We start from the raw sequence: 26,539 nt of genomic DNA, 5'->3' as shown, positions 1-26,539 counted from the left end.
ATTCTTATTTTAACAGTTTTTCAACTTTAGTTATGATTTCTATGCCTCTTTGATATAATTCATCCATTTTTTTATTGGGATCTCCTGGTGCAAATAGAGCAAATTCACAGTTGTGTATCAATTCAATAAATTGATTTACTGTCTCTTCCGGAATGTGCTTTTCTATCATTTCTTCTTTTATGGAATCTGTTGACAACTTGGCTTTGGAGATATTAAGTTTATCTGATATATATCCCCAAAGGGCTTGCGACAGTTCATTATAAAAAGCTTCCTGCTTGTTTTCTTTTAAATACTGATGCGCATTTTTCAATCTTTTTCCTGCAATTTTATTAGCTTTTTTATTGCGTACCAATACTTCATTTTTATTGAATTTATTAATCTTTTTATATGATATATAGGCAATTGTGAAAATGATTATCAATATCACTATTGTCATAAAATACAATGTGGAGCCAAAGAAATAGCTGTTTTTGGAAGATAATGTCAAGTCGTTGGTTTTTATGTGTTGTATATCGCTGCCAAGTATCTTTATTTCTTCCTGTCCCGGTGCATAGATTACCCCTCCGCTGTTATTGGTTTCAGAACGTTCTACATGCAGGTCGTACACATCAGATGAAAGAGTGACATATTGTTCTTTTGCCGGGTCGAAATAGGTGAATTTCACTGGTTCTAATGTAAAATCTCCTGATACCCTGGGTATTACGACATATTCGGCTTTTTTTGTTCCGCTGATGCCGAATGAATTATTCTTTGTTGATGTTGTTATTTTAGGGTCATAAACTTCGAAATCCGGAGGAAAGACAGGCTTGGGCATGTCGAGCAATTCAATATTGCCTTTACCTGTAACAGTATATGTTATGGTGAATGCCTCATTGGATTTCATCTTGGTTTTGTCAATTTTTGAACTGAAAGAATACTGTCCTACCGAACCGTTGAATGTTGCGGGTTTGTTTGCAGGAAGTGGTTTTACTTCTATTTCTATTGGTTGTGATGTTATTTCTTTTTTAACATTGGTATATGTGCTTCCCATGATATTGTCGAAAAAACTTTCGAAAGGATCATAACTTTGTCTTGTTTGCCTTTCTTGTCTTATCTGTGCAATGCAACTTATATCGAGCGGATCTATGGTCAAGTTGCCGCTTTTTTGAGGAAAAAGAACGACTTCCTGTATTGTCACTACTCTGTATTCCTGCCCGTTACGCATTATTGACGATTGTTGCAAATTGCCGTTATTGTCAGATATGTCTTTAGTCCAAAATCCTGAATATGAAGGACTTTTAGATATTGACAATTGTGAGATGGGTATTGTAAAATAAATTTTGTATGTTAATACGAGTTGCTCTCCTAAAAAGACACTTTTCTTGCTTGGTACTGCTTCAAGTATAATGTCCTTAGAATTGCTTCGGCTTGTTTGGGATCTGTCGGATACAGAGCCGCTGTTTCCGCTCCCTCCAGAAACAACGGTGATTTCTACAGGCTCGCTTTTGATTTTTGTTTTGTTTACTGTGATGGTAGCCTGTGGCAGGCTGAAAGTACCTTCTTTTATGGCTCTTAAATAAAAAGAAAAAGTTTGTGTATTGCTTCGAGTCACAGACCCATTCACAATATTGGTACTCGAACTTCTTGATGTGAAAGGACCGCCTATCAATTCGAAATCTTTGAAATCCGGTTTTTGAAAGTCTTTTCCGTCGCCGTTCAATTCGTATGACACCTGAAATTGTTCACCGACCATTACTTGCTTCTTGCAGATGGTCTTGAAAATAACATCTTGGGCATTAACACCTAATGAGAAAAATAATAATATCAATAAATATGTTAACCGTACTTTCATCTCTTCTGAAATTATCTTGCAAAGTTACAATTTTTTTATCACCAATCTTTCTGAATATTCCTCTTTTGCATCTTTGATGCTTTTCTTTCATTCATCTTTTCCATGGTTTCCTTTTCCTGATTTTCAATGGCTTGCAGCATTCGTTCTGCGTTTTCCTTAGACATTTCTTGCTGTTCTTGTTGCTGTTGTTGATCTTGATTTTGCTGCTCTTGTTGCTGTTGTTGATCTTGCTGTTGCTGCTCTTGTTGCTGTTGTTGATCTTGATTTTGCTGTTCTTGTTGCTGTTGTTGATCTTGCTGTTGCTGCTGTTCTTGTTGCAACTGCATTTTCCATCGTGCATATTCAAGATTGTAACGTGCATCCTCATCTTTCGGATTCAGTTTGATACAGTTTTTATATGCATCAAATGCTTCTGCATATTTTTCTTGTGCCATCAGAGTATTCCCCAAGTTATAATAGGCATCGGCTTCGACATTTTCAGGCACATTTCTGTTTACAATATCTGTAAAACATTTGGAAGATTCTTCGTAATTGCCTTGTTCATAGTATGCATCACCCAAGTTGAACTGTGCTTTGTGGTTGTATTTGTCTTCCAATGATTTTTTGTAATCCACTACTGCTTCGGAATAGTTTCCGTTTTTGTATTCCCTGTTGCCCTGACGTATCAACGCCTTGTTGTTTTGAGCTTCAGCATGATGACATACCGCTAACAACAATGATGCAAATAATATTTTATTTAGAGTTTTCATTGTCAATGTCGAAAAATTTGAATTTGTTTTCCCATTCTTTTTTACCGGAGGCAAGCATTATTTCTAATATCAGCAATAATATTGCGGCGCCTATGAACCATTGGAACTGGTCTTCATAGTCGGTAAATACTCTTGATTCTATCTCTGTTTTATCTGCCTCGTTGATTTCGTTGAATATTTTATCCAAGCCCACGTTGGAGTTAGAGGCTCTTACATAAATACCGTCACCCATTTCAGCGATTTGACGCAACATGTTGTCATCGAGTTTTGTTATTACTATATTACCTTCTTTGTCTTTCTTGAAACCGGTCTGTTTGCCGTATTTATTATATAAAGGTATAGGCGCGCCATCTTCGAGTCCCATGCCTATGGTATATATTTTGATTCCATATTTTACAGCTTCCTGCACGGCTTTTACAGCCTCTCCGTTTTCATGGTCTTCTCCGTCGGATATTATTATTATGGCTTTTGCATGTTCTGTATTGCCAAACGACTGTGTTGCAAGTTTTACAGCCTGGCCAATGGCAGTACCTTGTGTTGGAATAAGGTTAGTGTTTATGGTTGAAAGGAACATTTTTGCAGCAGCATAGTCTGTGGTGAGAGGCAGTTGTACATAAGCATTGCCGGCAAATACAATGATACCAATTCTGTCGCCTTTCAGTTTTGAAATGATATTGTTGATTGCCTGTTTAGACCTCTCCAATCTGCTGGGTGCTATGTCTTCGGCATTCATAGAGGTAGAAACGTCTATGCAGAAAAATAAATCTATGCCTTCTCTTTTTACATTCTCCAATTTTGAACCTGTCTGTAAATTGGCAGTTCCAATAATGGTTAACGTTATTATCAGTATGAAAATGATGAATTTGATATTCTGTCTTTGTCTTGAATAAAGAGGCATCAGATATTTCTTGAGTTTAATGTTGGCAAAACTCTCGAATCTCTTTTTGCTGATATATCTTGCTGAAATGTAGGCAGCTATGATAATCGGTATGGCAATGAGCCAATACAGATATTCAGGATGCTCAAACTTTAATATATTGGTTTCCATGCTGTTCTCCTTATTCTGTAAAAGTTTTGAATAATGTGTTGCGCAATATGAAACTTATCATCAAAAGTATGAGAGCCCATATTGCAAACGGATAGAACTCTTCGTAAAGACGTTTAAATTCGTTTACTTCTATCTTTGAACGTTCCAAAGTGTCTATTTCATCGTATATTTCCTGTAGTTTTTCGTTGGATGTTGCTCTGTAATACATGCCACCTGTGGTATTTGCTATTTCTTGCAACAAAGGTTCATTGATATTGACAGGAAGTTGTTGATATTGAGTTGTTCCGAAAGGTGTCTGAACAGGATATGGAGCTGTACCTCTTGTTCCGACGCCGATGGTGTAAACTCTTATTCCGTAAAGTTTTGCCATTTCCGCAGCAGTGGATGGATCAACCGAGCCTGCATTGTTGTCGCCGTCAGTAAGTAGTATTATGACTTTTGATACGGCGGGGCTGTCTTTTAATCGTCCCACCGACGACGCCAATCCATCTCCTATGGCTGTTCCATCTTCCAACATGCCGCATTGCATGTCTTTTATCATATTCAACAGCATGCCGTGGTCTGTTGTCAATGGTACTTGTGTGAAAGTCTCGCTACTGAACACTACAAGACCTATTCTGTCATTTGGTCTGCCGTTAATAAAATCGGAGCCAACGGCTTTTGCTGCTTCCAAACGGTCCGGTTTTAAGTCACAAGCCAACATGCTGCTGGAAATATCCATGGTCATGATGATATCTATGCCTTCTATGTTGGTGGTCTTGTTTGATGAACTACTTTGCGGTCTTGCCATCGCAATTATCATTAAAGCTAAAGCAAAGAGTTCCAAAACAAAAACAATATGTCTCGCATATACTTTCCAACTCTTGGGCAGATTATTGAAAAAGCCTGTGTCCGGGAATTTAAGATATGCTTGTTGCTTGTTTTGATTGAAAATGTACCATACTATAAGCAACGGTATGATAATCAATCCATAAAGGAAATATGGTGATGCAAATTCAAAAGAACTCATATAGTGTCCTCCGTCTTCTGATTTTCAGTGTCTTCTGTTGGTTGTTCTTTCTTTATGAGTTTGTCGAGCTTTTCCTGTTCGGCTTTTTGTTTCTCGACTTCTTGATAATGAGAGTAACTATCTTCAATAAAATCTTTGATATTGTTGAATGAAATCTCATTCTCATCATTTGTCGGTATTGCCTTTGCAAATTTGACAAAATCTGATGTATGCAAAGTGTTTCTCAGTTTGTCAAAAGTCCTTTCTTCGAGTTTCAATGTTCCGACTTCCTGTAAAATCTCTTCAGAAGTCATTTCTGCAGCATTGATACTGAATTGGCCTTTGAGATACTCTCTTACAATGTCGGTAAGTTCGGTATAATATTCCTTGAACTTGCCCTGTTGCCACAAGTTGTTGAGTTTAAGTGTTTGCAGTTTCTCTCTTGCAGTGATGATTGCCGGTATAGTGGGTTTGATATCTTCCTTGTTTTCTTCTGTTGGTTTTCTTCTGATTTTTTTAATGAGGAAGATAATACCAAGTACTACGGCAGCAATGACAATGATTATTCCGGTGTATTGTATGCCTTCTTCTAAAGAGAAATATTGTTTAATAGGAGTTTTGATGGCTCTGAAGGTTTGGGTGGTGTCTATAGGGGTAGGGGCAACGTAAATCTCTGTGAAGTTGGTACTTAAACTGAGAAGTATGCTGTCTCTTTCTGATTTTGAATATGGAATGGACACCTTCGGTATCACGACATTGCCGGTATCGAAAACTGAAAGTTTTAATGTTTGTGACAACAACATGTCATCACTGTCTTTGAAAGGAGTTTTGACTACCTCGCTTTTTTCTATTATGTCTATGTTTTTGCTTAAAGTGTCATTAAAAATGTTTAAATCGATGTTATAACTTGAAGGGACCCTGATATTCAACTCATAGTCGAAAGGCTGTCCGACATGTACAGTGTCGGTCTTGATTTTACCTACAGCATATATGTCCTGTGCCTCAAGATATTGCGTTCCCAAAGACAGCATCAGACAACAAAGTGTCGTTGTTAATGACTTGAATATTATATGTTTGGCATTCAATGATTTCATCTTTTTGATTCTCTTTTCTTGAACAACTGCATGAGTGGTTTTACATAGTCTTTGTCAGTGTATATCAATGTGTTGTCTATACCATTGTTGGTAAATATACGATTCAATGCCGAAGTTTCGTGTTGCACGAATTTTTGATATGCTTCTGTCCATGCACCCGTTGATGTGTCGATCCATACGTCTTTGTTGGTTTCTGTATCTCTGAATTTTACCAGACCTATTTTAGGTATGACAAGTTCTCTCTTGTCGGTTATTCTCAGAGATATAAGGTCGTGTTTGTTTGCCGCCATTCTCAACTGCTGTTCAAAAGGTTTTGCTGTCATAAAGTCGGAAATAAGAAAAGCAGTAGTACGTTTTTTTATGGCACTTGTCAAAAAACGAAGACCTTCCCCTAAGTCGGTCCCTTGATGTGAAGGAGTGAAAGTGACAATCTCTCTTATTATGCGTAAGATATGGGAGGTGCCTTTCTTGGGAGGAATGAACTTCTCCACTTGGTCACTGAAGAATATTACTCCCACCTTGTCATTGTTTTGTATTGCGGAAAAAGCAAGTACGGCAGCTAATTCAGCAGTGAGATCTCTCTTAGTGATATCAATGGAACCGAAATCATTGGAACCGGAGACATCAATGAGTAACATCACAGTCATCTCTCGTTCTTCTTCGAAAATCTTTACAAAAGGACGGTTGAAACGGGCAGTGACGTTCCAATCTATGTTGCGAATGTCATCTCCATATTGATATTCGCGCACTTCGCTGAATGTCATGCCTCGTCCTTTGAAAGCACTGTGATATTGACCTGAAAAGATATGGTTTGACAATCCTCGGGTCTTTATCTCAATCTTTCTGACTTTTTTAAATAATTCGGTTGCTTCCATATTAATTATTACGGAACTTCTACAACGTTGAGAATTTCATTAATGACTTCTTCGGTGGTGATGTTTTCGGCTTCTGCCTCGTATGTCAGACCGATGCGGTGACGCATCACATCGGCAGCAACAGCTCTCACATCTTCCGGTATCACATAACCTCTGCGTTTGATAAAAGCATACGCTTTGGCAGCCATTGCCAAATTGATGGTGGCACGTGGCGAACCTCCGTAACTAATGAAATTGGTTAGTTTCTTTAATTTGAAATCTTCAGGATAACGTGATGCAAATACTATGTCGGTGATGTAATTCTCTATCTTCTCGCTTAAATATACTTCCCGGCAAACTTTTCTTGCGTTGATGATATCGTTTGTTGTAGTCACTTTTTGTGCCTGAGGATAATTTTTGTCTATATTTTGCCTTAAAATGATTTTCTCTTCCTCTTTTTTCGGATAGTCTATTACGACTTTCAGCATGAAACGGTCAACTTGTGCTTCCGGCAATGGATATGTTCCTTCCTGTTCTATGGGGTTTTGTGTTGCCATGACTAGGAACGGGTCGGGTAGGGCAAAAGTGCTGTCTCCTATGGTTACTTGATGTTCCTGCATGGCTTCCAACAAAGCACTCTGTACTTTGGCAGGCGAACGGTTTATCTCATCGGCTAATACGAAATTGGCGAAAACAGGTCCCTTGCGAACTATAAACTCTTCTTTTTTTTGACTGTATATCATAGTGCCTATAAGGTCGGCAGGCAATAAATCGGGAGTGAATTGTATTCTGCTGAAATCGGCATCTACAATGTTCGCCAATGTTTTTATTGCCAAAGTCTTGGCTAATCCGGGGACACCTTCCAACAAAATATGTCCGTTGGACAATAACCCAATAAGCAGTCTTTCTGTCATGCTTTTCTGCCCGACAATTACTTTGCTCATTTCAAGGTTAATCAAATCGATGAATTGACTCTCTCTCTGAATCTTCTCGTTCAATTCTCTGATATCTGTATCAATCATTTTGTTTTTGATTTTAATTGTTTATTTCATTTTGTTTTAAACACGTTTTTCGTAAAAATATTGTTCAATTTTTAACTAATTTTTAAGATTTTTTAAATTTTTACATATCATTATTCTAATGAAAAAGAACTTCGTGATTGGCATGAATTTTTGACATTTTTCAAAATTAATGCTCACGAAGTCCTTCTGTCGGATTGTTGTGTTATGTTTGTATTTACAGTTTAGTTGGGACAAAATTCACTGAGTTGTTCCATGAGTTTCTTGCGACTGTAAAAGATACGGCTTTTTACTGTGCCTATGGTGAGTTTTAATGTCTCTGCTATCTCTTTGTATTTGTAACCGTCATTGTACATGTCGAATGCTTTTCTGAAATCGGCATCGAGTTGCTTGATTCCATGCTCTAACTCTGAAGCATAATACATAGATTCAGGATCGGTGTCACTGTTGGAATTGCTGATGTTGAGATAATACAAGTCTTCAGTTTGGTCGATAATAGTTTTGGATTTTTTCTGTCTTCGGTAATTGTTGATAAAAATATTTTTCATTATTGTGTAAACCCATGCCTTGAAATTGTTATGATTGACATACTTCTCTCGGTAAACAAGTGCTTTCAGGAATGTTTCCTGCGTCAGGTCTTTGGCATCGTCTTCATTGCCTGTGAGCTGTTTCGCAAAAGTCTCAAGATACTTTTGCATCTCTGTTAGACTTGCATTAAATTCTATTGCTGTCATCTGGTTGTTGTTTTTATTTGTGCTGCAAAGCTTATTTCATATTTTATTTTTGTCAAGAATTTTTTTTTAATAATAATTATATTTCTGTTAATATTATTGAATATCAATACATTGAAAAAATGTAAAATAATTGTTAAATTTCTAAAGTTAACGGTTATATTCATAAAGTTAACAGAATTTGTTTAAGTTGTCGGTTGTAAAATGTAAGTTAACGGTATAAAATAAGTTCTTTTTAACAATATATTAACATTTGTTGTTTCAATATGGTCTATTTATGTCTTGTTTGTTATTTTGTTTACTATTAAATAATAAAATGTTTGATATCCAAATATTTAATGGTGATGAAATGATTTTATTATTAAAATGATTGTTTAACTTGTTGCTTTAATGAACAATAAACTTTGTTTTACATTTATTTTGTAAATTGTTATATGTTGTGTATTTAATTGTGTTGTTTTGTGTGAATTTTTCGTCATTTGAAAATTAAAAGTTTTTTATAAAAATAGTGTTGTTATTTGTTAAAAAAATGTAATTTCGTAAAAAAATAAGCTATTGTAATTATGTTAGGAAAAATTGGTATTGCAGGGGCTGGAAATTTGGCTTGTGTTCTTTGTAAAGCGTTGATAAATAAAGAAATATCGCCATATTGCATATATATTCGTGATAAATTCAAGGTCGATGACCTGGCTCGAGAATTGGGGGTCCGAGTTGTTAGTGACATAAATGAGTTGATGGATTGCGACATTGTCATTGTGGCTGTTAAGGATGATGCTATTGAAGAAGTAGCAGCTAAACTTTCCGGTTTTCATGGATTGTTATTGCATACTTCCGGAATCAAAAGTATGGATGCTTTACTTCCTGTGGAACGCAGAGGAGTGTTTTATCCTTTACAGACATTCAGTAAGGGTAAAAAGATAGATTACCGGACTACACCTATATTAATTAACTGTGTTACTTCTGAAGACCTTTCTTTGTTGAAAGATTTTGCTTCTGTTTTATTTGCCACTGTTTATCATTGTGATGATGAAAAACGAAAAAAAATTCATCTTGCTGCTGTTTTTATGTGTAATTTTGTGGATGTTATGATGGGAATAGGCACTGATTTGTTAAATGCTGAAAATCTGTCTCTTGCATTGATGAAGCCATTGGTGATGGAGACAATGGATAAGATTTTTATGACAAATCCTCACGATGCTTTGACGGGTCCGGCAAGACGTAAAGACTTTGGTACTATTGCAATGCACCGTGAAATGCTTAAAAACTCTCACGATGAGTTGGAGATTTATGATATTTTGACAGATTATATTCTAAAAAGGTTCTGATGATGAGAAATTATAAGGAATTGTTAAATGATATTACGACTTTTATCTTTGATTATGATGGAGTTATGACTAATGGCGATGTACTCGTGAATGAAAATGGCGAGCCTTTGCGGATGGCTAATGTCAAAGATGGGTATGCTCTTCAACTTGCACGTAAACTTGGATATAATGTCGCTGTCATTTCTGGAGGTTATTCTCTCTCTATATTGAATAGAATGCAGATGCTCAATATTGAAGACGTCTTTTTGCGAGTGGCTGATAAAATGTCAAAGCTGAATGAATATATGGAATATCGCAATATAAAACCCAATCAAATTGTTTATATGGGGGATGATATACCTGATTATTTGCCGATGAAAGCTGTTTCTGTTCCTGTCTGTCCTGCCGACGCTGCCGAGGAGATAAAATCTATAAGTCTCTATATCAGTGCTTTTGGCGGTGGGCGTGGCTGTGTGAGAGACATTGTGGAACAGGTGTTGAAAGTACAGGATAAATGGATGCTGAATTTTGAGTCTCATCTTTGGTAATGTTTTGTTTATGAAGAAAATAAAATATTTCTTTAAACTTGTGAGATGGCAAAACCTGATAATGGTGGCCTTGATGATGTTTTTGGTGTATTATGCTTTGATGTCACCGCTGTTTATGACAAGTTATTCTACTGTCGTGCCGGATTCACTGTCGTTTTTTTTGTTCGTCCTCTCTGTGATATTTGTGGTGGCTGGCGGGTATGTTATAAATGACTGTTTTGACGTGTATATTGATAAAATAAATCGCCCTGATACTGTCATAGTTGACAGAGTGTTGCCAAAGTCAACAGCTTATGTTTACTATTGGATACTCAATATTCTTGGCTTGTGTTGTTCTGTGGTATCCGGGGTGAGGGCTTTGAAGATGAGCTTTTTTCAACTTGTGGTTTGTGTCGTTTTATTGGCACTTGTTTTATATTTGTATTCCCGTACATATAAACGTAAGTTGTTGATAGGCAATATTATTGTGGCTCTTTCCGTGGCATCTGCCGTGGCATTGCCTCTCTTTTTCGAGATGATATATTTGTCTCAAGATACTTTGATTCTCAGCGTGGTTAAGGATGTGATGCCTTATATTGAATATAATGTATTGATTTATACAGCTTTCGCTTTTCTTAGCACGCTTGTGAGAGAATTGATAAAAGATGCTGAAGACTATAAAGGTGATATGCAGGATAATTGCAGGACATTGCCTGTTGTTGCAGGACTTACTGTGACGAAAGTGATGGTAAGTGTCTTGATAATGTTATTGCTTGCTCTGGTGGCTTATTTCCAATATGTATTATATTCCATGGACAATAATGTCGCCCTTTTGTCGCTCATTGTAGTAGATGTTTTGTGCGTGGCTTTGATCATGCAGGTGCTTAATGCTGAAAAGAAAAAGGATTTTCATCGCGCCTCGCTGATGGCCAAGATATTGATGTTGTTCGGAATTATTTCTATGATTTTTGTGTGACATGTTGAATAATCTTGAAAAATATGATGTTGTACTTGCATCGAAATCTCCGAGGAGGCAAGATTTGTTGAAAGGTCTTGGAATAGACTTTACTGTGATGACAGCGGATGTGGAAGAGACTTATCCGGAAAGTCTTGGTGTTGAAGATGTTCCGGCATTTTTGAGTAAGAAAAAGGCTCATGCTTTTGAAGGAGAGAAACTGCCGGAAAATTTTCTGTTGATAGCTGCCGATACTGTGGTGATTTGTGATGACTTTATATTGGGTAAACCAAAAGATGAAAAAGATGCTGAGAGGATGTTGAAAATGCTGTCCGGTCGTACTCATAAAGTCATTACCGGAGTGACAGTCCTTACAGCTGCTAAAACGCGAACATTCTCAGTTACTTCAGAAGTGACGTTCGACAATCTTGAAGATGAAGAGATAAAATATTATATAGACGCTTTTCACCCTTATGACAAAGCCGGAGCATACGGAGTGCAAGAATGGATAGGTTATGTTGGGGTTGCTGAGGTGCGCGGCTCTTATTACAATGTGATGGGATTGCCTACACAGCGTCTTTATCAGGTGTTAAAGCATTTTTGAGTAAAATTGAGAGATTTATGATAGAAAAACCGCTTATTTTAATTGCCAATGATGATGGTTATCAAGCTAAGGGACTTCGGAAACTTGTCGAGTTGATGCGCAGTATCGGTAGAGTCGTCGTCGTGACGACAGAACAGCCTATGTCGGCGCAAAGTCATTCGATAACGACAACTATCCCTTTACGATACAGACTTCATGAAAAGAGTAATGATTATATGATGTATATATGTAACGGGCGTCCTGCCGATTGCATAAAATTGGGATACCAGCAGATTATGGAACAACTGCCTGATTTGGTGGTGTCGGGCATCAATCATGGCTCCAATGCTTCTGTCAATGTTGTTTATTCCGGCACTATGGGAGCTGTCATTGAGGCATGTATGGCTAATATACCTGCTGTCGGTTTCAGCCTCGACTGCTACGACAGTGATGCGGTTTTCGATCATGTGGACGATTATGTACTCGATATATCTGATAAAGTGTTGACTAAAGGACTGCCTGCCGGTGTCTGTCTTAATGTTAACTTCCCAAAGTTCTCCGATGAGGCCATAAAAGGAGTTAAGGTGTGCCGTCAGGCTAAAGCTCGCTGGGTCGAGAGTTTCGATAAAAGAAGAGACCCTATGGGAAGAGATTATTTTTGGGTGACGGGTATCTTTATTGAAGATGAATGTGAAGAGGATACGGATATTTATGCACTTAATAATAATTATGTCTCAGTGGTGCCTTCTCATTATGATTGGACTTCTTATTCAGCATTGAAAACAGTGAATGGTTGGTTTGAAAATAACAATTTTGATATTAAATGAGATATTATATAATAGCCGGGGAGGCTTCCGGTGATTTGCATGGCTCCAATCTTGTAGCTGCTCTGAAACGGCGTGATCCTAATGCTGTCATCAGGGCATGGGGAGGTAACCTTATGCGTAAAAAAGGCGCTGAGATTGTGAAACATTATAAAGACCTCGCTTTTATGGGTTTCGTTGAGGTGTTGTTTCATCTTAAAACAATCTTAAAAAATTTTAACTTTTGTAAAAAAGATATTAAACAATTTGCTCCTGATGCGGTGATTCTTATAGATTATCCCGGCTTCAACATTAAAATGGCAAAATATGTCCGTAAACTCGGAATCAAGGTGTTTTATTATATTTCTCCTCAAGTTTGGGCTTGGAAACGAAGAAGAGTTTTTACCATAAAAAAAACAGTGGATAAAATGCTCGTCATTTTGCCTTTCGAAAAAGATTTTTATGATTCTTATAATGTGGACTCCGTATTTGTGGGACATCCTCTCCTCGATGAGATGTATTCTATGAAACATGTTGACAGACAGGTGTTCTATAAACAGAATAGACTGAATCCCAAGAAAGAGATTATTGCCATGCTCCCGGGTAGCAGAAAACAGGAGGTCGCCAAAATGTTGCATGTCATGCTTGAGGTGGTGAAAAAGTTTCCTGATTATCAGTTTGTGGTGGCATGTGCTCCGTCTCTGCCGGTGAGTTATTATAAGTCATTGATAGGTAAGGCTAATGTGCGCTTCGTGGTGAATAGGACATACCAGTTGCTTCAGGTGTCGAGTGCTGCCATGGTAACTTCAGGTACCGCAACTCTTGAAACAGCATTGTTGGACGTCCCTCAGGTGGTTTGCTACAAAGGCAGCAGAATATCTTATATCATCGCTAAAAATTTGATAAAGGTCAAATATATCAGCCTGGTTAACCTTATTATGAATAAACCGGTGGTTAAGGAATTGATACAGGATGATTTGACTGCTGATAATATAAAAAATGAGCTGAACCAACTGCTTAGAAATCCAAAACGTCAAAAACGCCTCTTGGAAGATTATGACGAGTTGAAATACCGTCTCGGCAATGAAGGCGCTTCGGACAGAGCTGCCAATATCATAGTGCAGAATATCTACCGGCCTCGTTGATGAAGCTTGGCATTTTTTTGTTATGCTAAATGACAGCTTCCTGACTTTAGTCTGATAAGTCTGTTTTTACCTTTTTTATCATAATGATATTCTTAAATGTATTTTAAGATTTTGGTTGGTTTTTCTTAAGGAATTTTTACTTAAATCTTAATAAAAATTAACATAAAATATTGAATATCAATATTGTATGAATTGTAAAATGTCGTAACTTGCGCTTTAAAACGACATGATATGATAAACTGGTTCAAATATCCTTTTATTAGAATTTTGATACCTTTTACTGCCGGTATTATTATGGCATTTGTTTTTCGTGATGCCTTGTCATTGTATCTTTTTGATATGATGGTCGTTTCAGTGATATTTTCCTTGTTACTTGTTGTTTCGTCATTTTTCATAAAACGTTACGACAGACTTTGGCTTTTCGGTATTTTACTGTTTTTTGTCATGATGATTGACGGTATGGTATTGGTTTGTCTTCGAAATGACCTTGGTAAATATCATATCTCTGAAGTGATGTCTGATTATTCGTTTTGTGTGGCTCGCTTGTCGGAATGTATAGTGGAGAAAGAGAACTCCGTGAAAGTCGTGATAGAAACGTTGTGCGTGGCAAATTATGACGGCAAGATGATTGATTGTGAAGGTAAGATTATGTGTTATTTTGAAAAAACTCCTGAAAGTCTGTCGTTGGAATATGGTGATGTCATGGCTTTTATCACTAAGCCGGAAATTGTTTCTCCGGCATTGAATCCGGAGCAGTTTGATTATAAGAAATATCTTTTGAATAAAAATATCACGCATCAGGTGTATCTGAATAAAGATTCATGGATTGACTTGGGAGATGACATCTCGAGTCCTATATATGGCTTTTCTTATTTTTTGAGAGATTATTTGTTGAGAACAATGTACAGTCTCGGCATTGAAGGTGAGGAGTATTCGGTTGCTGCGGCAATTTTATTGGGTTATGATGATGAGTTGGGAACAGAGTTGCGGCAGAAATATGTCGTTGCCGGAGCCATGCATCTGCTGTGTGTCTCAGGCTTGCATGTTGGTGTGATATTTATGTTGTTTTCCTATATGTTGGCGTTTTTGGACAAAAAACATGGAACTCAGCAGTTAAAACAAATGATATTATTGTTTCTGATATGGTTTTATGCTTTGCTTGCCGGTTTGGCACCTTCTATACTCAGAGCAACCATAATGTTGTCGTTTGTCGTTGTCGGTAATATAATAAAACGTAAGGGCATATTGATGAATACCATAGCTGCTTCGGCTTTTATCTTGTTGCTTGTCGATCCTGCGAATTTGTTCGATGTTGGATTTCAGCTTTCTTATGTTGCCGTTATAGGTATTGTCGTTCTTCAGCCGCATATCTCGCGTATGTTTTGTTTCAAATACGGATTGATAAACAAAGTTTGGGAGATTACATCGGTGAGCCTTGCCGCACAGGTGGCTACGGCGCCTTTCGCAATTTATTATTTTCATCAGTTTCCTTCTTATTTCTGGCTGAGTAATTTGTTTATGACTCCCGTTTCTACTGTGGTGATAACAGGTGGCATGATTATGTTGTTGCTGTGTTTTCTGCCATATTTCAATATTGCGGTGGCATTTTGTGTGAAAATGATGATTAAAATGATGAATGGTGCTGTCGTTTTTATCGAGAATATGCCGTTTTCTTTAATAAGAGGACTTTATATTGACAAAATTGATTTTGTTTTGCTGTTGATTGCCGTTTTGTGTTTGCTGTTGTGTGTGGAGTACAGAAACAAAATGATGTTTTTTGTCTTGCTTGGTTCGGTTTTACTGTTTGGCTTATCAGGATTGTCGAGGACAATAAAGCAAAGAAATACTTTCTCCATGACGGTATATTGTATCAACAAGTCAACGGCTGTGGATTTTACATTTTCAAACACTCATATACTGTTGTGCGATACTGTATTGATGTCGAATTCTTCGGCAATGGCATATAATATTGAAAACAATCTTATAAAAGAAGGTGTATTTCGCAGGGGACATATTATGTCGGCGGATGATAGGCATATTACATGTAAATATTTGAAAAAACGGGAAAATCTTATAAGTTTTGGCGGGAAAACTATGGCTTTGATAGACGATGTTATGGAGCCTGATTTAAAACTCGAACGTAAGATACATTTGGATTTTATGATAGTGCGTGGACGCATGAAGACAACTCTTGGAAAACTTCTTGATGTATATGATGTTGATTTACTGATTGTTGACAGTAGTGTTCCCGATTATCTCAAGGATAGATGGAAAGAACAGGCTGCTGAGTTGAATATTCCGTGTTGGGCTGTTAAAGATGAAGGAGCTTTTGTATATAAAGACAAAATATGATTCAAATTATTGATTGTCAGTATTTAATGAAAAATATTCTGAAAGGATAAAAAAAGTTAAAAAAATGCTTGACAGTAAATGAAAATATCGTATCTTTGCAACGTCAAAAGACAAGGTTCTTTGGATTGATGGTTCGGTAGTTCAGCTTGGTTAGAATGCCTGCCTGTCACGCAGGAGGTCGCGGGTTCGAGTCCCGTCCGAACCGCAGAAAGATGCAAATTCACACAATGGAATTTGCATCTTTTTTTATGTAATAATAACATGCTTCCCGAATAAGTTCTTTTATCGATCAAAACAGATAATTGTCAATGATGTATGTTGAAGAAACAGAATTTTATTAACTAAAAATGTTGATATGTTTTTTTGATAAATCATTTTATTATCGGATTATATTTCCTATTTTTGTGTGGAGTTGAATTGGCTTGTAAAAATGAATTGATTGAAGAAATATTATAGGCAGATTCGTGCATTAAAGTTGAAGATTTATAAAAATTGTCGTTGCTTTGCAAAAGAAAATAAAAACACAAGATTTATATTTATGGGGAAATGGATGCAAAATATTGAAATGTCGCTGTTTGAATTATGTAAATGTCTGATAGGGATTATAATTAAGTGATAAAAAGACAGATGGATACTGCTGAAATAAAAATATTGTTGAAAATATGGGAGTATGTTATCTTTGAATATAAGAATGCTGAAATACAGTTATATAAATCATTTCGGGATACTTGGTCTTTCTTCATAAATATAGTAAATGATAGGTTTGTTGAAAAATTATATTATGTCATTTGCCGTCTCGAAAATATTATTGTAGGTGTTGAAAATAAGATTTGGTTATTAAGAATGAGAAAATATGAAGGTTCCTAAACAATTCAATAATATAACTGAACGTGTCATAGATGATTTGAAAGAGGTATTGTCATCGGGCAATAGCCAAATCTCCATAGCGGCAGCCAGTTTTTACATTTATGCATACGAAGCATTGAAAGAAGAGTTGGAAAAGTTGGACTGTGTAAACTTTATTTTTACTTCACCGACATTTTATGCAGATAAGTCTGAAAAGCAAAAAAGAGAGTTCTATATACCGAAATTGAATAGAGAAAGAAATCTTTTTGGCTCTGATTTTGAAATAAGACTTCGCAACCGGCTTACGCAACGTGCCATTGCTAAAGAATGTGCAGACTGGATTCGCAGAAAAGCCCGATTCAAAACCAATATTACTCATGGTTCCATGAACTCATTCCTCAACATTAGGAATGAAGAGGAGACTTATACATATATGCCTTTTAACGAGTTTACCACTACCGAACTTGGTCTTGACAGAGGCAACAATATTTGTCCTATGGTTGTAGGTATGCCCGGACATCGTTCGACAGATATGTTTCTGAATAACTTTAATGAACTTTGGAAGGACAAGGAGAAATTTCAGGATGTGACAGAAAATGTAATAGAAAATATTGAGACGGTTTACAAGGAAAATGCTCCTGCCTTTATCTATTTCATTACGCTGTATAACATTTTCAATGAATTTTTGGAGGATATTAACGAAGATGTCTTGCCTAATGAGGCTACCGGATTCAAAAACAGTGTTATTTGGAACAAACTTTATAATTTCCAAAAAGACGCGTCTTGGGCAATAATAAATAAATTGGAGAAATACAATGGATGTATTCTTGCTGATAGTGTGGGTTTGGGAAAAACTTTCACCGCACTTTCAGTTATCAAATATTATGAAAACCGAAACAGAAATGTATTGGTTCTTTGTCCTAAAAAATTGAATGACAACTGGCAGACCTTCCGTTCCAACTATAAGAACAATCCGGTTTTGGCAGACCGGTTGCGTTACGATATTTTGTTTCATTCAGACCTGTCAAGGGATAGCGGACGGAGCAACGGTCTTGACCTGGAACGTGTGAACTGGGGAAACTATGATTTAATTGTCATAGACGAGAGTCATAATTTCCGCAATGGCGGTCGATTTGACAATGAGGACGAAGAAGATGATTTCAAGGAGAACCGTTATGCCCGGCTGATGAATAAAGTCATACGCAGTGGTGTAAAAACGAAAGTACTTATGCTTTCAGCCACACCGGTTAACAACCGTTTCAACGATTTGAAAAATCAACTGCAATTGGCGTATGAAGGCAAGGCCGAAAATATAAACGATTTGCTTGATACGGGAAAGAGTATAGACAGTATTTTCAGAGATGCACAGACTGTATATTCAAAATGGGCTAAACTGCCTCCGGAAAATAGAACCACGGAAAAATTAGTAGATTCATTGAACTATGATTTCTTTCAACTGCTCGATGCCGTTACCATAGCTCGTAGCCGTAGCCACATCATCAAGTATTACAACACGAACGATGTGGGAAAATTCCCTACACGTCTCGCACCTGTATCTCGCAGACCCAAACTTACGGATTTGAACGATGCCATAACTTTTGCAGATATTGCGGAAATGCTTAATAATCTTAATCTTTCCATATACACACCTTCATTTTTCATATTTGATAGTGAAAAGGATAACTATGGTATTGATTTTCAAGGTAAAGGACTTACTGTGGATGGTCGTGAAAAAGGTCTTAGAAAATTGATGGCAATTAACCTGCTGAAACGTTTAGAAAGTAGCGTGAACTCTTTTCGCCTTACTTTGACAAGAATACATGATTTTATAAAAGACTCCATTACTGCCATTGATAAATTTCAGGAAAGTGGTGCCGGAATAATTGATGTAACTGAATTTTCGGATGATTTTGATAATGAAGATAATGAAAACGATCCTTTCGTGGGGCGTAAATCGAAAATCAATCTCCGTGACATGGATTATGTGAGTTGGAGACGTGATCTGAAAGCAGACTTGGAAATGCTTGAGTTACTTATATTCATGTTGAAGGATATTACGCCGGAGCATGACACTAAATTGCAGCAGCTCGTAGCTGACTTGAAAAACAAGTTTGAACATCCGATCAACGGTACGAACAAGAAAGTACTCATCTTTACAGCCTTTGCTGATACGGCCAATTACTTGTACGAACAGTTATCTGATAGAATCCTGAACGATTGCGGACTGCATACGGCTCTGATAACCGGTAGTACTGAGGGTAAATGTACGTTACCGAAACTGAAATGTACGTTCAACGACATACTTACTTATTTCTCGCCAATCTCGAAAGACCGCGATGCCATTCATCCGGACGACACCAGGGAAATAGATGTGTTGATTGCAACCGACTGTATCAGCGAAGGACAGAACTTGCAGGACTGTGATTATCTGATTAACTACGACATTCACTGGAATCCGGTGCGCATCATTCAGCGTTTCGGTCGTATCGACCGTATAGGTAGCCGCAACGAGGTGATTCAACTGGTGAACTATTGGCCGGATATGGAGTTGGATGATTATATCAAACTGAAAGGTCGTGTGGAAAGCCGAATGAAAGCGACTGTTATCACCAGCACCGGTGATGACAACCTTTTGTCGGTCGATGAAAAAGGCGATTTGGAATACCGCCGCAACCAGTTGAAGAAACTTCAAAATGAAGTGCTCGATATTGAGGATATGGATACCGGTGTCAACATCATGGATTTGGGGTTGAATGAATTCCGTCTGGATTTATTGGCCAATCTGAAAGAGCATCCCAACATGGATTTGACACCCTTCGGAATGAGTGCGGTGGTAAGTGCTTCCGAATTGGTGGAACCGGGTGTGATGTATGTGTTGAAGAACAAGAACAATGCCGTAAATATCGACCGTTCCAATTTGCTCCACCCATTTTACATGGTTTACATTTCACACACCGGAACCGTTATCTGCGACCATTTGTCGCCTAAAAAACTGCTCGACAAGATGCGTTATGCCTGCAAGGACAAGACAGAACCGGATATGGCGCTTTGCAAACAGTTCAACAAGGAAACCCGCGATGGCAAGAATATGCGTCATTACAGCAACTTGTTGCAATCGGTAATTGAAAGCATTATCACGGTGAAGGAAGAGAGCGATATAGATGACTTCCTGAATGGGATGCAGGGCAACCTGTTTTCCAATGAAATTCGTGGGTTGGACGATTTTGAGTTGATATGTTTCCTGGTTATTAAATAATGATAGTTTGAAAATTATGGATACTAATGACATAAGTATATTGCTGCAAGTCGGAGAGCGTATTACGTTTGAGTGTAAAAAAGCAGAAGGCAAGCTTCCGAAATCTGTTTGGGAGACGTATTCTTCATTTGCCAATACTATTGGCGGAATCATTTTGCTCGGAATAATGGAAAACCAAAACGAACCTGATATTGAAAAAAGGTTTGAGATAACAGGCGTATCCAATCCCCATAAAATGAAAAAAGAATTATTTGATACGTTGAATAGCAATAAAGTAAACAGAAACATTTTGACAGATGACGATGTTGAGATATTGCAATATAAAGGCTGTGATTTATTGTGTATTCGCATACCACAGGCTGATTATAGGCAGCGCCCCATTTATATCAATGGAAACATGATGAATGGGGCTTTCAAACGGAATTATGAAGGTGATTACCATTGTACGGAAGATGATGTAAAAGCAATGATTCGCGATGCAAATGACAGTGGTAATGATTCTGTATTGATGGAGAATTATACAATGGATGACATCGATGTACCTACTCTTGCTGCCTATAGAAATCGTTTTCGTACAGCGAATCCTGATCACGTTTGGAATGATTATTCCGATAAAGACTTTCTTTTGAATATGGGTGGATATATTGTGGATAGAAATACGTGCAGAGAAGGACTGACTTTAGCCGGTTTGCTTATGTTTGGCAAAGGGCTTTCTATCAGGCAAAGGTTTGACAATATCCGCATGGATTATCTTGATATGACCAATCTGCAACCGGACAGCCGCTGGAGTGACCGTTTGACATACGACGGTCGATGGGAAAATAATCTGTATAATTTCTTTATGCGCGTATTGTCCAAGTTAGTAAGCGATATAAAACGTCCGTTCAGGCTGGAGGGTATGGAACGCATAGACGATACCCCTGTTCATAAAGCCATCCGAGAGGCATTGACAAATCTTATTATCCATTCAGACTATATGGTAACAGGAGTTCTAAAAGTAGAAAAGCACGATGACTGTTTTGTCTTCTCCAATCCGGGTACACTTAAAATACCGGTTATGGATATTTATGCCGGAGGTAATTCAAAGGCAAGAAATCCAAATATGCAGTCAATGCTTAGAATGATTGGTTTTGGCGACAACATCGGTTCAGGGTTCCCTACTATTCTGAATGCATGGAAAAATGAAAACTGGCGTAAGCCATTTTTGGAGGAACGGACTGATTTGCATCTTGTTGAATTGACCCTATCTATGGTATCTCTTATTCCGGAAGAATGTCATCATGCGTTGAATGAGATTTATGGTAGTGAGTATAATAGGCTTGATAAAGAATGTCAACTGGTTTTGGCTACTGCCATTACGGAAGATAATATTTCCAATTATCGCATACAGCAATTATTGGGTAAAAATCCTTTGGAGGTAGGTAGAATTCTTTATGCTCTGGTTGATAATGGAATGCTCGTATCCAACAACAAGGGACGGTGGACTTCTTACACCATCAATGACAATTACACTCGAGGAGTGAAAAACTCAGGGAGTAAAACTCAAGGAGTAAAAAACTCAAGGAGTAAAACTCAAGGAGTGACATCAAGGGAGAGGAAAAAACGGGAATTGCGTGAGGCCTTGGTCGTCTTTTGCCGGGAGCCGCGCACATTGCAGGAGATTGCCAACCACTTGGGATATTCTGACAGGAATTGGATGAAACGTATGTATATAGACCCCATACTTGGTGAACTGATAGAGATGACTTCATCTGAAAGTAAAAATGCTCCTACACAGAAATATGTGACGATAAAAAAATAGCTTATGTACGGTCTTCCCACATCCACTGAACGAAAACAGCAGTTGCCGAAGAAGGCGATTTATGCGAAGTTTGACCTGCCAACAGCCCGGCGTGAGAACTTCGATGCAGATATTGCCCGTATCGATATTGTGGCGGTTATTTCCCCGGCAACGATACCGGCATTGGGCGAAGGAGCCGAGGTGAAAGGGGTTTATGTGGTCGATGTGCAGATGAAGCGCAGGGAATACGATGCAAAAAACATCTTGCTGCTGCCCCGACTGATTGCTCAACACATGGTTTTTGCCCTGCGACACGAAGACCAGGTGCAGTTTGCCATCTTCCACACCAAGCTGTTTACAACTGCCTGGCAACCTGTCGAGCAAGCCACCTTACCACTCTCGGGGTTGAACCTCGATGCCGTATGGGATGAAATTGTCGCCTCGATCGGAGCTATCACCCCCACCGAGGGACGTAGCGTTGCCGAACAGATTGTGCAGGATGATCGCCGCGCGAAACTGCTTCACCAGATCGAGGTGCTGGAACGCAAGGTTCGGTCGGAACGGCAACCGCGGCGGAAATCGGAGTTATTCAAGGAGTTAAAGAAACTGAAAATGCAAATATAATAATAAGATGAAAGAATTTTTAGATTATGACATTAAATATCCAGATTTAATAATATCAATATTAGAATATTTCTGGTTAGATACTAACCTCAATGAAAAGAACGTAATTGGTTTTTGCACCAATAACAAATATTGTACTTCTTCCGACGCATTACAACCGCAGGTAATCATTAAAATATGCGATTTGCTGGTGCAAAATAATATTATGTCCGTAATTAGAAGAGGTGGCACTTTAGAGGGTGATACTTGTTATTCTTTTTGGAGGGAAAAAAAGATCTGGGAAGATAACAAAATGAATTACAACCATTGTTATTGCGCTTTGGTATATGGATTTGAATACATATATAAATATTATAGAGATAAAGTTATCCCTATTATTGCATGCAAAGACGGAGAAAAATCAATGGGTACGACATTTAAATTTTTAAATGGACTTGTTACCGCTCGCCATTGCATTACAGATCATGATTCATACGCCATTCAAGGTTATGATGCAGGGTTATTGAATTCATCAAAAATATATGTAAGTAAAAATCCTAACATTGATGTAGCTTATATCGATCTTGGAGAACCTGCCCACCTATTTAGTGATGAGGCCCATGTGCTTGATGAAGTATTAGTAATGGGATATCCCAAAATACCAACCTTTTTGGATTTCTTAACCGCTGAAAAAGCAACAATTTCAACAATGGCAACATTACGCATGGCTCCCACACGAGGAGACGTTGCAGCCATTGCCGAAAATATGTATACCCACGAACAAACTCGTCTTATGCTGATCACTGCCAAAATCAAAGGCGGAAACAGCGGAGGGCCTATTATAAATAAAAAAGGCAGTGTTGTTGGCGTAGCTTTTGGACAACCTATATCTGAAGGTCATGGATATGATGACTTGGGATATGGGATGGGATTACCAATTCAAATTTTGCCCCCAATTCTTAAAGAGAATGAAATCATACACGCCAATTTTATAAATTGGTCAGAATTAGAGAACTAAATATACCTTTCATGGAACACCTGAAGATGCAAACGGCAGATATGGCCGATAGAAATATAGAACAAATCGGGGCGTTGTTCCCCGAGTGTCTGACCGAACGAATCAACAGCAACGGTCGCGTCGAACAGGCCATCGATTTCGACAAACTCCGCCAACTCCTGGCTCACGACGTGGTCGAAGGCCCCGAACAGCGTTACCAGTTTACCTGGCCCGACAAGCGTGCGGCCAACCGGCTGGCCAATACACCCACGACGATGACCCTGCGCCCTTGCCGCGAGGAGAGTGTGGATTTTGACCACACGCAGAATCTCTATATCGAGGGAGACAATCTCGATGTACTGAAAGCGTTGCGCGAGACCTATTTAGGTAAGGTGAAGATGATCTATATCGACCCGCCCTACAACACCGGCAATGATTTTGTCTATAACGACGATTTTGCACAAAGCCGTGACGAGTTTGAAGAGACCAGCGGACTGTTCGATGAAGAGGGCAACCAAACCATCGACCCGATGCAGCGCAATACCGAGAGCAACGGCCGTTTCCATACCGATTGGCTCAATATGATCTATCCCCGCTTGAAAGTGGCCCGTGACCTGTTGTCGGACGACGGGGTGATCTTTATCTCAATCGACGAAAATGAAATAGAGAATCTCAAAAAAGTCGGAAATGAAATATTTGGGGAGCATAATTTCGTCGGGTCTGTCATCTGGGAAAGAGCTTTTGCACCAAAAAATGATGCCAAGTATTTTTCTGATAGCCACGATTACATTGTTGTATATGCAAAAATTTTAAGCAACTTTCACATTGGCAAATTAGCACGTACTGAAGAAGCAAATGCCAGATATAAAAATCCAGATAACGACCCAAGAGGCCCATGGTCGCCTGACAATATGACGGTTAAAACATATTCTGCAGCATATGACTACGAAATTACAACTCCAAATGGATCAAAGATGACTCCTCCAAATGGAAGATGCTGGTTCACCAATAAAGAAAAAATGATGAAGCTTATTGCTGATGGAAGAGTTTGGTTTGGAGAGGACGGAGGTAATATGCCGAGATTAAAAAGATATTTGGCAGATGTACAACAAGGTATGACACCAACTACAATCTGGAAATATACCGAAGTTGGGCATAATCAAGAAGGACGGCAAGAAGTGAAAATATTATTTGATAACAATGGTTATTTTGATGGTCCTAAACCCGTACGTCTGCTATCTCGTATATTACAAATAGCCAATACTCAAAAAGACTCTATTATTCTTGATTTCTTTTCCGGGTCGGCCACAACGGCCCATGCCGTGATGCAACTCAATGCCGAAGATGGAGGCAATCGCAAGTTTATTATGGTGCAGTTGCCCGAAAAGACTGACGAAAAGAGCGAAGCCTACAAAGCCGGATACAAAAACATTTGCGAGATAGGCAAGGAACGCATACGCCGTGCCGGAAGGAAGATAAAAGATGAAAACAAAGACAAGGAGGGCATAGAAAAACTCGACACCGGATTCCGCGTGTTGAAACTTGACACGTCAAACATGGAAGATGTGTATTACACACCGCAGGAGTTTACGATGCAATCGTTATTCACTGAGAACGTGAAAGCCGACCGCACGGGTGAAGACTTGTTGTTCCAGGTGATGCTCGACCTCGGCATAGAACTCTCGGCCAAGATCGAGACCCGACAGATAGCGGGCAAGACCGTCCATATAGTAGATGACAACTATCTGGTGGCTTGCTTCGACCGCGATGTGACCGAAGCCGCCATAAAGGAAATAGCCGAACTGCACCCGGTGTATTTCGTCATGCGCGATGCCTCGGCCGCCAACGACAATGTGATTGACAACTTTGAGCAGATATTCCGCCACTATTCGCCCGATACCAATTGTAAAATATTGTAATATGAGCACAACATACAGCATACCGCAATTACCGTTAGGGTTTGACTTTGAAACTAAGGCTGTCTTGCGACAACTGAATAGATCAAACAAACGGTTGGCAGAACTTAAGGGCGTAGCTCTCACAATACCGAATGAGAATATTCTTCTCAGTTCTCTGGTGCTCCAGGAGGCTCTTGACAGTTCTGCCGTTGAGAATATAGTCACCACTTCTGATGACCTGTATAAGGCAGATCTTCATTTCAGAGATGGAATCGTTAATGCAGCGACTAAAGAAGTTCTGAATTACCGGCAAGCCATGCAGAAAGGATTTAATATGGTGAGACACAAGCATGTATTGTCTCTCAATGACATTAAGGAGATCCAACATGTTTTGGAGAATAATAATGCAGGTTTCCGAACTCTTCCTGGAACCACGCTGAAATCTTCTAAAGGAGAGACAGTATACACACCGCCACAGAGTGGTCAGGATGTTCTGCGATATATGACTAATTTAGAAGAATATATCAACATATCCGAGCTTCATGATATAGACCCCTTAATCAAACTTGCCATCATTCACCATCAGTTTGAAAGCATTCATCCATTTTATGACGGAAATGGCCGTACAGGACGTATTATCGCTATTCTGTATCTGGTAATCAATGATTTATTAGATCTTCCTATTCTGTATTTGAGTCGGTACATTACTCATAATAAAGGAGATTATTACCGTTTAATACAAGCAATTCGAGACAAGGCCCCGGATAATTTCGATCAATGGGAAGAATGGATATTATTTATATTGAAAGGCATAGAAGAGACATCCATTGATACGATGAGATTGGTAAAAAACATATCAAAACTAATGGCTGCATATAAAGCTAAACTTAGGCCACTCTTTGGTCAGCAATATAAACACGAGTTGATTAATAACCTGTTCTTTCATCCGTACACAAAGATTGAGTTTATGGAGAAGGATATGATGGTCCAAAGAAAAACCGCGGCAAAATATCTCGATAAAATTGTTCAGACAGGATTACTGGAAAAAGTGAAATTGGGAAGAAGTAATTATTATATCAACAAAGAATTGATGGCATTATTTATATCACAACCTATTCACAAGATGGATACTACGACAGAGGCGATTGAATCTGTCAATGTGTAGTGTGATTAAAT

At 38.4% G+C, this 26,539-nt stretch carries 22 protein-coding genes and 1 tRNA gene; 15 read left to right on the top strand and 8 right to left on the bottom strand.

The annotated features are described in order from the left end of the window. Nucleotides 1-4: 4 nt before the first annotated feature. From ACZOVS_RS07075 to ACZOVS_RS07040, 8 genes are all read right to left on the bottom strand, one after another. Complete coding sequence (locus ACZOVS_RS07075; protein WP_483996536.1) at nt 5-1,831, bottom strand: BatD family protein; 1,827 nt, start codon at nt 1,829-1,831, stop codon at nt 5-7. Nucleotides 1,832-1,869: 38 nt separating this feature from the next. Next, nucleotides 1,870-2,580: a tetratricopeptide repeat protein gene (locus ACZOVS_RS07070; RefSeq protein WP_483996535.1), complete on the bottom strand. Its 711-nt coding sequence runs from the start codon at nt 2,578-2,580 to the stop codon at nt 1,870-1,872. Next, a complete protein-coding gene (locus ACZOVS_RS07065; protein WP_483996534.1) occupies nt 2,564-3,628 on the bottom strand; it encodes a VWA domain-containing protein in 1,065 nt (354 codons plus the stop codon). Before ACZOVS_RS07065 ends, ACZOVS_RS07070 begins: the two co-directional genes overlap by 17 nt. Before the next feature lie 10 nt (nt 3,629-3,638). Next, nucleotides 3,639-4,637 carry a vWA domain-containing protein gene (locus ACZOVS_RS07060; RefSeq protein WP_483996533.1) on the bottom strand — a complete coding sequence of 333 codons (999 nt, stop codon included), beginning with the start codon at nt 4,635-4,637 and terminating at the stop codon, nt 3,639-3,641. Further along, nucleotides 4,634-5,710 carry a hypothetical protein gene (locus tag ACZOVS_RS07055; RefSeq protein WP_483996532.1) on the bottom strand — a complete coding sequence of 359 codons (1,077 nt, stop codon included), beginning with the start codon at nt 5,708-5,710 and terminating at the stop codon, nt 4,634-4,636. The genes ACZOVS_RS07060 and ACZOVS_RS07055 overlap by 4 nt, the downstream gene beginning before the upstream one ends. Then, complete coding sequence (locus ACZOVS_RS07050) at nt 5,707-6,585, bottom strand: DUF58 domain-containing protein (RefSeq protein ID WP_483996531.1); 879 nt, start codon at nt 6,583-6,585, stop codon at nt 5,707-5,709. Before ACZOVS_RS07050 ends, ACZOVS_RS07055 begins: the two co-directional genes overlap by 4 nt. Nucleotides 6,586-6,593: 8 nt before the next feature. Beyond that, a complete protein-coding gene (locus ACZOVS_RS07045) occupies nt 6,594-7,586 on the bottom strand; it encodes an AAA family ATPase (RefSeq protein WP_483996530.1) in 993 nt (330 codons plus the stop codon). A gap of 221 nt (nt 7,587-7,807) precedes the next feature. Then, a complete protein-coding gene (locus ACZOVS_RS07040; RefSeq protein ID WP_483996529.1) occupies nt 7,808-8,317 on the bottom strand; it encodes an RNA polymerase sigma factor in 510 nt (169 codons plus the stop codon). A 560-nt stretch (nt 8,318-8,877) separates the two neighbouring features. Here ACZOVS_RS07040 and ACZOVS_RS07035 point away from each other — a divergent pair. The 15 genes from ACZOVS_RS07035 to ACZOVS_RS06965 all read left to right on the top strand — a co-directional run bounded on the left by ACZOVS_RS07035 (nt 8,878) and on the right by ACZOVS_RS06965 (nt 26,528). Continuing rightward, the gene (locus ACZOVS_RS07035) at nt 8,878-9,639 is read left to right on the top strand and encodes a Rossmann-like and DUF2520 domain-containing protein (RefSeq protein ID WP_483996528.1); all 762 of its coding nucleotides are present in this window, start codon (nt 8,878-8,880) and stop codon (nt 9,637-9,639) included. After that, on the top strand, nt 9,639-10,166 hold the full coding sequence (locus ACZOVS_RS07030) for a KdsC family phosphatase (protein WP_483996527.1): 528 nt from the start codon (nt 9,639-9,641) through the stop codon (nt 10,164-10,166). The genes ACZOVS_RS07035 and ACZOVS_RS07030 overlap by 1 nt, the downstream gene beginning before the upstream one ends. Nucleotides 10,167-10,176: 10 nt before the next feature. Beyond that, on the top strand, nt 10,177-11,121 hold the full coding sequence (locus tag ACZOVS_RS07025) for a geranylgeranylglycerol-phosphate geranylgeranyltransferase (RefSeq protein WP_483996526.1): 945 nt from the start codon (nt 10,177-10,179) through the stop codon (nt 11,119-11,121). A 1-nt stretch (nt 11,122) separates the two neighbouring features. Continuing rightward, a complete protein-coding gene (locus ACZOVS_RS07020) occupies nt 11,123-11,704 on the top strand; it encodes a Maf family nucleotide pyrophosphatase (protein WP_483996525.1) in 582 nt (193 codons plus the stop codon). 17 nt (nt 11,705-11,721) lie between these two features. Next, entirely contained in the window at nt 11,722-12,510 is a 789-nt protein-coding gene (gene surE, locus ACZOVS_RS07015) for a 5'/3'-nucleotidase SurE (RefSeq protein ID WP_483996524.1), read from the top strand. Beyond that, entirely contained in the window at nt 12,507-13,631 is a 1,125-nt protein-coding gene (gene lpxB / locus ACZOVS_RS07010; protein WP_483996523.1) for a lipid-A-disaccharide synthase, read from the top strand. Before surE ends, lpxB begins: the two co-directional genes overlap by 4 nt. A 231-nt stretch (nt 13,632-13,862) precedes the next feature. Further along, nucleotides 13,863-15,983, top strand: coding sequence for a ComEC/Rec2 family competence protein (locus ACZOVS_RS07005; protein ID WP_483996522.1), 2,121 nt, complete (start codon nt 13,863-13,865; stop codon nt 15,981-15,983). A gap of 130 nt (nt 15,984-16,113) precedes the next feature. After that, nucleotides 16,114-16,188, top strand: a tRNA-Asp gene (locus ACZOVS_RS07000). A gap of 422 nt (nt 16,189-16,610) precedes the next feature. Continuing rightward, nucleotides 16,611-16,850: a hypothetical protein gene (locus tag ACZOVS_RS06995; RefSeq protein WP_483996521.1), complete on the top strand. Its 240-nt coding sequence runs from the start codon at nt 16,611-16,613 to the stop codon at nt 16,848-16,850. Further along, the gene (locus ACZOVS_RS06990; RefSeq protein WP_483996520.1) at nt 16,837-20,085 is read left to right on the top strand and encodes a helicase-related protein; all 3,249 of its coding nucleotides are present in this window, start codon (nt 16,837-16,839) and stop codon (nt 20,083-20,085) included. Before ACZOVS_RS06995 ends, ACZOVS_RS06990 begins: the two co-directional genes overlap by 14 nt. A 16-nt stretch (nt 20,086-20,101) precedes the next feature. Then, nucleotides 20,102-21,886 (top strand): RNA-binding domain-containing protein, encoded by a 1,785-nt coding sequence (locus ACZOVS_RS06985; protein ID WP_483996519.1) that lies wholly within the window; start codon nt 20,102-20,104, stop codon nt 21,884-21,886. Nucleotides 21,887-21,889: 3 nt separating this feature from the next. After that, on the top strand, nt 21,890-22,489 hold the full coding sequence (locus tag ACZOVS_RS06980; RefSeq protein WP_483996518.1) for a DUF4391 domain-containing protein: 600 nt from the start codon (nt 21,890-21,892) through the stop codon (nt 22,487-22,489). Between the two features lie 7 nt (nt 22,490-22,496). Further along, nucleotides 22,497-23,486: a S1 family peptidase gene (locus ACZOVS_RS06975; protein ID WP_483996517.1), complete on the top strand. Its 990-nt coding sequence runs from the start codon at nt 22,497-22,499 to the stop codon at nt 23,484-23,486. 254 nt (nt 23,487-23,740) lie between these two features. Next, complete coding sequence (locus tag ACZOVS_RS06970) at nt 23,741-25,384, top strand: site-specific DNA-methyltransferase (protein ID WP_483996516.1); 1,644 nt, start codon at nt 23,741-23,743, stop codon at nt 25,382-25,384. Between the two features lies 1 nt (nt 25,385). Beyond that, nucleotides 25,386-26,528, top strand: coding sequence for a Fic family protein (locus tag ACZOVS_RS06965; RefSeq protein ID WP_483996515.1), 1,143 nt, complete (start codon nt 25,386-25,388; stop codon nt 26,526-26,528). Nucleotides 26,529-26,539 lie beyond the last annotated feature (11 nt).

This window comes from Candidatus Limimorpha avicola, assembly GCF_056978975.1.
The sequence above is the reverse complement of the archived record's forward strand: the minus strand, read 5'-3'. Positions and strand labels throughout refer to the sequence as shown.

What these genes read in the sequence shown, in the direction of transcription:
- ACZOVS_RS07035 (WP_483996528.1), top strand. Translation starts at nt 8,878, where the DNA reads ATGTTAGGAAAAATTGGTATTGCAGGGGCTGGAAATTTGGCTTGTGTT.
- ACZOVS_RS07020 (WP_483996525.1), top strand. Translation starts at nt 11,123, where the DNA reads ATGTTGAATAATCTTGAAAAATATGATGTTGTACTTGCATCGAAATCT.
- ACZOVS_RS07045 (WP_483996530.1), bottom strand. Translation starts at nt 7,586, where the DNA reads ATGATTGATACAGATATCAGAGAATTGAACGAGAAGATTCAGAGAGAG.
- ACZOVS_RS06995 (WP_483996521.1), top strand. Translation starts at nt 16,611, where the DNA reads ATGGATACTGCTGAAATAAAAATATTGTTGAAAATATGGGAGTATGTT.
- ACZOVS_RS06980 (WP_483996518.1), top strand. Translation starts at nt 21,890, where the DNA reads ATGTACGGTCTTCCCACATCCACTGAACGAAAACAGCAGTTGCCGAAG.
- ACZOVS_RS07040 (WP_483996529.1), bottom strand. Translation starts at nt 8,317, where the DNA reads ATGACAGCAATAGAATTTAATGCAAGTCTAACAGAGATGCAAAAGTAT.
- lpxB (WP_483996523.1), top strand. Translation starts at nt 12,507, where the DNA reads ATGAGATATTATATAATAGCCGGGGAGGCTTCCGGTGATTTGCATGGC.
- ACZOVS_RS07025 (WP_483996526.1), top strand. Translation starts at nt 10,177, where the DNA reads ATGAAGAAAATAAAATATTTCTTTAAACTTGTGAGATGGCAAAACCTG.
- ACZOVS_RS07005 (WP_483996522.1), top strand. Translation starts at nt 13,863, where the DNA reads ATGATAAACTGGTTCAAATATCCTTTTATTAGAATTTTGATACCTTTT.
- ACZOVS_RS06985 (WP_483996519.1), top strand. Translation starts at nt 20,102, where the DNA reads ATGGATACTAATGACATAAGTATATTGCTGCAAGTCGGAGAGCGTATT.
- surE (WP_483996524.1), top strand. Translation starts at nt 11,722, where the DNA reads ATGATAGAAAAACCGCTTATTTTAATTGCCAATGATGATGGTTATCAA.
- ACZOVS_RS07030 (WP_483996527.1), top strand. Translation starts at nt 9,639, where the DNA reads ATGATGAGAAATTATAAGGAATTGTTAAATGATATTACGACTTTTATC.
- ACZOVS_RS07065 (WP_483996534.1), bottom strand. Translation starts at nt 3,628, where the DNA reads ATGGAAACCAATATATTAAAGTTTGAGCATCCTGAATATCTGTATTGG.
- ACZOVS_RS07060 (WP_483996533.1), bottom strand. Translation starts at nt 4,637, where the DNA reads ATGAGTTCTTTTGAATTTGCATCACCATATTTCCTTTATGGATTGATT.
- ACZOVS_RS06990 (WP_483996520.1), top strand. Translation starts at nt 16,837, where the DNA reads ATGAAGGTTCCTAAACAATTCAATAATATAACTGAACGTGTCATAGAT.
- ACZOVS_RS07075 (WP_483996536.1), bottom strand. Translation starts at nt 1,831, where the DNA reads ATGAAAGTACGGTTAACATATTTATTGATATTATTATTTTTCTCATTA.
- ACZOVS_RS06965 (WP_483996515.1), top strand. Translation starts at nt 25,386, where the DNA reads ATGAGCACAACATACAGCATACCGCAATTACCGTTAGGGTTTGACTTT.
- ACZOVS_RS07055 (WP_483996532.1), bottom strand. Translation starts at nt 5,710, where the DNA reads ATGAAATCATTGAATGCCAAACATATAATATTCAAGTCATTAACAACG.
- ACZOVS_RS06975 (WP_483996517.1), top strand. Translation starts at nt 22,497, where the DNA reads ATGAAAGAATTTTTAGATTATGACATTAAATATCCAGATTTAATAATA.
- ACZOVS_RS07070 (WP_483996535.1), bottom strand. Translation starts at nt 2,580, where the DNA reads ATGAAAACTCTAAATAAAATATTATTTGCATCATTGTTGTTAGCGGTA.
- ACZOVS_RS06970 (WP_483996516.1), top strand. Translation starts at nt 23,741, where the DNA reads ATGACCCTGCGCCCTTGCCGCGAGGAGAGTGTGGATTTTGACCACACG.
- ACZOVS_RS07050 (WP_483996531.1), bottom strand. Translation starts at nt 6,585, where the DNA reads ATGGAAGCAACCGAATTATTTAAAAAAGTCAGAAAGATTGAGATAAAG.